Origin of the sequence: Marinilabilia sp., from assembly GCF_016278715.1 — a bacterium.
GTDB lineage: Bacteria > Bacteroidota > Bacteroidia > Bacteroidales > Marinilabiliaceae > Marinilabilia.
Genome location: NZ_JADQBH010000101.1, coordinates 1 through 4,885, shown reverse-complemented (window position 1 = coordinate 4,885; position 4,885 = coordinate 1). Strand labels below are relative to the sequence as shown.

Here is a 4,885-nt window from a genome sequence, read left to right as displayed (position 1 = left end):
GAGACGATTTTACGATAAAACAACCTTGTTTTTAGGCTTACCTGCCAAGGTCGGTTCCAAACATGTCATTCAGCTCTTTTAAAATATTTATTTGGGACAGGTTTGATTTACGAAAAGGAAACTCCTTATTTGGGGGTTTCACAAGCATGGAAACTGGCACTTTTTGAATAAATACCAACCCTGATTAAACAGTGAGTTATTTTGCTGATGTACTAATGGACTGATGAGTTTGGGGGCAGGAAGTTAGGTTCTTCCTGTTTGAGGGAGGCACCGAAGTAGAAGCTGAAGACCTGAGTGATAATGGCACTCAGAACGCCCAGGATATAGATGATAATGTCTTTGCCTTTTTGAGGGAGAGAATCGGGATAAAAGAGAATGACAAAGAATAGAGCAAAAGAGAGTACGGTGGTAATGATGGCCAGGTAAGCAGAGATGTTTTTGTTTAGCAGCGTAGCGGATGGGCTTGTCTGCACTTTTGCTGCCCGGTTTCGTGCTGAATCCTTATCCTTTAGAATGTTGCTTTCCTGTTTAATCTGCAGGCTTTGCATTTCATGCTGATGTTGCCATTCGGCTTTCTTGAGTTCCAGTTCCAGCTGAAGTTTTTCTGACTTTGTAGTGGTAAGGTTGTCGATGACATTACCAATAGAAGAGACGATGGTCTCTCCTGCTTTGGGATTGAAGAGGTTGGCAATGAAGCTCATGATTTTAGTTTTTAGATGTCACCAATAGCACGGCGGATCCATCCGAAAAAGAACTTACGGTTGGCCGGTCTAATTTTGACCAGGTGGACATATCTGGCAATTTTTGCGATGGTATAGGAAGCCAGAAACAGATCGGGATTGGTATTGTTTAGTGCCTTAAGAGTTATGGGGCCAATGATTCCGTCGGGGGCAACATCGAGGACCTTTTGTGCAATTGAAATCCCGGTTTTGACGCCGGAGTTCACTGAGAAGTCGAAGATTGAATCTGCGACCAACTGGTTTTGAATGGCATCGCCTTTTATCTTGTTCCAGAATTTGTATTGGTAGAATTGTCGAACCTCATCAGGGAGACGAACATCAGCACCCAGAGTCTCCGGGAAACCTGGCGATTGTTTGTACCTGTCGATGATTCTCCAGCCAGTCCAGTCGGGGTGGATATTTCGGGCAATGCCTTTGTAGGTTTCTCCGCCAAGATCATCAGGGTCGTTGACGTATCCACCTTCGTGAATGAGGGTTTTGTTGAATGCATCTTCAAAAATTGCCATAATTTGAGGTTTTATCGATTGGAGGCAATTTATAACGGAGGGTGTCTGTTTGCAAGGGAGTTGGGGGAATGTGAGAGAAATGGGAGAGATTGAGATGATTATGGTTATGCGATTTGGAAATCGCCCGTCTTTGGAAAATGATGGATATTTTTTGCAACTTTGGAGATTGTGGAAAAGAGTATCCCCCCAATTTGATATTATTATAAAAGTAATAAGATGGCTCTTGGAGTGAATATAAACGAACTGGTAAATGGAAAAGTGATTGAATGGGAGCGACTCGAGTTTAAAAAGGGTTGGAATCCTGAAGATATAATGCACACGCTTTGTGCTTTTGCTAATGATATTAATAATTGGGGAGGAGGTTATATTCTTGTGGGAATAGCTGAACAAGATGGAAGGCCAGTATTTCCTCCTGAAGGCATTAACCCTAATAAGATTGATTATTTTCAAGGCGAAATTACGAGGTTAGGTCACTTAATTTCTCCAAATTACTTACCTATTGTACAGCCATATATTATAGAAGATAAACATGTTCTGGTGATTTATGCTCCAGCCGGAGATATGCGTCCATATTCAGCACCGGAAAGTTTAGGGCAAAAACGAGGACAAAACCGGCAATATTATATCAGAAGTGGGTCCAGAAGTATTATTGCCAAAAATGACAATCTGCGTAAGCTGCAAGAACTTGCTGCCCGAGTGCCGTTTGATGATCGGATTAATCAAGAAGCTGATTTAAATGACTTAAGTTTAGGGTTGATTCGTGATTTTTTGCAAGAAGTAAGAAGTGACCTTTTTGAAGACAGTACAACAATGCCATTTGTGGATTTATGCAGGCAGATGAATATTGTAAAAGGGCCGAAAGAAGGAGTTCGACCATTAAATGTAGGGTTATTGTTCTTTAGTCATGAACCTCATAGGTTTTTTCAACGATCGTGGATAGAGGTCGTAATTAGGAAAGATGAGGCAGGAAAGGATTTTAAGGAAAAATATTTTAAAGGGCCTTTGCATCAGCAATTAAGAGAGTCGCTTAGTTTTATTTCTTCAAACATTATTAGCGAACGAGTTGTAAAAGTAGAGGGAAGAGCTGAAGCTGAGAGGTATTTCAACTTCCCATATGGAGCCATTGAGGAAGCATTGGCGAATGCGGTGTATCATAAAAGTTATGAAGTTGGAAAGCCTATTGAAGTTCAGATATGGCCAGATAAGATTGAAATATTGAGTTTTCCCGGCCCCATACCTCCTATTACTGCCAAGATATTGGCAGAAAACCGAAGGATAGTAGCACGTGATTATCGGAATAGAAGAGTAGGTGATTTTTTAAAGGAACTGCACCTTACCGAAGGTAGGGGAACGGGGATACCTACCATTTATCGTGAAATGAAAGAAAATAACTCACCCGCCCCTATTATTGAAACTGATGCTAATTGTACTTATTTTTTGACAATACTACCTGTAAATAGAAAAAGTAACCAAGAAAGTAACCAAGAAAGTAACCAAGAAAGTAACCAAGAAAATGTGAAAAGAAGCCTCAACGAAAAAAACCTTAATTTATTGAGATATTGTTTAGAGCCGAGGAGTAAAGCAGAAATGCTTAAAAGGTTGGGGCTAAGTAATCAAACGGCAAATTTCCGGAGACATATTCAGCCCTTGTTAGAACAAGGGTTAATTGAGCGAACCATTCCGGAAGAGCCAAAGAATCGTAACCAGAAGTACATAACAACATTAACAGGAAGAGAAACGATTTAGGGAGAAAACTAGGGAGAAAACCAGGGAGAAAAAAATATTTTATGCGGAGGGGGCTTTGCCTCCACTGTGCCAGGGCCGTTTCTTTGAGGGAGCGGCTTTTTTTATGGTTGATAAATTGAAGTTTTCACAATTATCATTTTTTGGGTGCAAATATTTTAGGAAATAGAGATGAACTGATTTATTATCCCCCAATATAAAAAAGGACAAAAGAAAAAGAGAAAAAAGAAAGCTGTGGAATTGGGCGGTATGGGTGTCTGTCAAGGTTTTTGCAAAATGAAGGGTAGTGGAGATTTTCGAATTTTACTTTTTGCAAAACCCGAAGGGCTTGACCTTGACAGACAAAGGCGGGGGGGCTGCGGGATACCGACCTAACTTTGCGAGTCTTTTTTTGCTTTTTGAAAGTGTTCTTAGCTTTTATTCCGCAAGCTGATATTTTCCGTTCATTTATTGTGATTAGCCAGGCATAGAAATAGGTGCGTTTGTTTTTTAAAAGCTCTTGAGGTAAGGGAACCTGCAATGTTGTATAATCTGTTGGAGATAAACGAATGTACCTTCCCGGGGACGATAATGAGGTGGGAAAGGTGTATCCGTATAAGTGAAATGCGTGGAGAGAAAAGGCAGTTGTGCGAACAAATAAAAGTATGTTGATGGAGTAATGATATGCTCTGATGAGGTTGGGGATTGAGCACTACTGCAGCGGGATGCCGAGGCTTTTGGCCCGGGATGCATGGCCAGGGTGCATGAAGCCGGAGAGAAACGTAGGTGGAATGCTAACCGGCCAGGGAGCACGGGGCAAGTGCCACCGGCATAAGGGGTGTTTGAAGGGAATTGCACCTTTCCCACACCGCTTTTGGGGTGGCGGGGAAATGTGGATTTACGAGCTGGGATTTTACGAATGACAAACAAAATCACTGCGCATGTGGATGATCCTTTCGGGGTTTATAATGACGCGGCAAAAAGGGGGTGAATGGTTAAAGGAAACCGGGCGGGGAATAGCAGCTGTGCGGACTATTGGATAGGTGTGTTTTAGATGTAAAACTGATATGAATGTTGCTGGGGGTTGTAGCACTGCTGCCGCGGGGTGCCCAGGGCTATTGGTACGGGATACATGGCCGGGTAGCATGGAGGTGGAGCGAAGCGAAAGTGGAATGCAAACCGGACAGGGAGCCCGGGCCAAATGCCCCGGGCACAAGGAGATGTTGAAAGCCTGGTAACCCCCTTTTTGACGCACCGCTAAAGGGTGGCGGGGAAAAGGGGCCTTCAGGCCGGCTCCCTTTTTTGCTCAAAAGCGGGAAGGAATGGGGGCTATAAAATATAATGGGCTTATAGGACAGCTTGGGGAAGTTTAAGAGTATTGAGTTGGTTAGGGGATGAGTTGATTAAACAGGCCTTATGCCGATAAAAGATTTTGAGAGGAGGAGGGATGAGAATAGTTTTAGTGGCGGATTGGAATCCGCCATGCCTAAGAGAACCTATTGCTTTATAGAGGTGCGGGGCTGTTCCTATAAGAACGCGTTATGTTTTTATAGCTTGGGGGTGGTTGCGGGGGACGCATTTTTGAATAAGGGTTGGGTGGCTCTTTGGCGGACTGGGGAGTTATGTGTTCTGAGTTTTGAAGTTTTGAGTTTTGGGTTGGGGTTGCAGGGAAATTGTAGATGCCTGATAAAGTGGGGTTTTATGATTTGTAGAAATTGGCAGAAAGGAATTCTTCATACCCGAAGAGTAAGTAAGGCTGGCAATGTGCCAATGCGGGGAGGTTCAAAAATGTGGCACTCCGAAACCACTGCGGGTGGATGCGGGGAAGGGGCAAAAAGACCGGGCGAGCCCCGAAGTGGCGGGCCATGTTATAATGTAGGGACAAGAGCTAAATGTATTGAGGGCGAAAGGGAATTC

5 protein-coding genes are annotated in these 4,885 nt (G+C 43.2%); 3 read left to right on the top strand and 2 right to left on the bottom strand.

What is annotated here, in order from left to right; genetic code table 11:
* Positions 1 to 212 precede the first annotated feature (212 nt).
* Both QZZ43_RS06230 and QZZ43_RS06225 read right to left on the bottom strand, forming a co-directional pair.
* The gene (locus QZZ43_RS06230; RefSeq protein WP_291857125.1) at positions 213 to 701 is read right to left on the bottom strand and encodes a hypothetical protein; all 489 of its coding nucleotides are present in this window, start codon (positions 699 to 701) and stop codon (positions 213 to 215) included.
* A gap of 11 nt (positions 702 to 712) precedes the next feature.
* Positions 713 to 1,246, bottom strand: coding sequence for a glycosyl hydrolase 108 family protein (locus QZZ43_RS06225; protein WP_291857123.1), 534 nt, complete (start codon positions 1,244 to 1,246; stop codon positions 713 to 715).
* 216 nt (positions 1,247 to 1,462) lie between these two features.
* Here QZZ43_RS06225 and QZZ43_RS06220 point away from each other — a divergent pair, with 216 nt between their 5' ends.
* The 3 genes from QZZ43_RS06220 to QZZ43_RS06210 form a co-directional block, all read left to right on the top strand.
* Positions 1,463 to 2,992, top strand: coding sequence for an RNA-binding domain-containing protein (locus QZZ43_RS06220; protein ID WP_291857121.1), 1,530 nt, complete (start codon positions 1,463 to 1,465; stop codon positions 2,990 to 2,992).
* A 1,043-nt stretch (positions 2,993 to 4,035) separates the two neighbouring features.
* On the top strand, positions 4,036 to 4,206 hold the full coding sequence (locus QZZ43_RS06215; protein WP_291857120.1) for a hypothetical protein: 171 nt from the start codon (positions 4,036 to 4,038) through the stop codon (positions 4,204 to 4,206).
* A 463-nt stretch (positions 4,207 to 4,669) separates the two neighbouring features.
* Positions 4,670 to 4,885, top strand: a 216-nt coding sequence (locus QZZ43_RS06210; RefSeq protein WP_291857118.1) for a hypothetical protein, incomplete at its 3' end; no start/stop codon positions are given.

Excerpts from the sequence above, each read along its gene's own strand:
- QZZ43_RS06230 (WP_291857125.1), bottom strand. The coding sequence starts at position 701 with ATGAGCTTCATTGCCAACCTCTTCAATCCCAAAGCAGGAGAGACCATC.
- QZZ43_RS06225 (WP_291857123.1), bottom strand. The coding sequence starts at position 1,246 with ATGGCAATTTTTGAAGATGCATTCAACAAAACCCTCATTCACGAAGGT.
- QZZ43_RS06220 (WP_291857121.1), top strand. The coding sequence starts at position 1,463 with ATGGCTCTTGGAGTGAATATAAACGAACTGGTAAATGGAAAAGTGATT.
- QZZ43_RS06215 (WP_291857120.1), top strand. The coding sequence starts at position 4,036 with ATGAATGTTGCTGGGGGTTGTAGCACTGCTGCCGCGGGGTGCCCAGGG.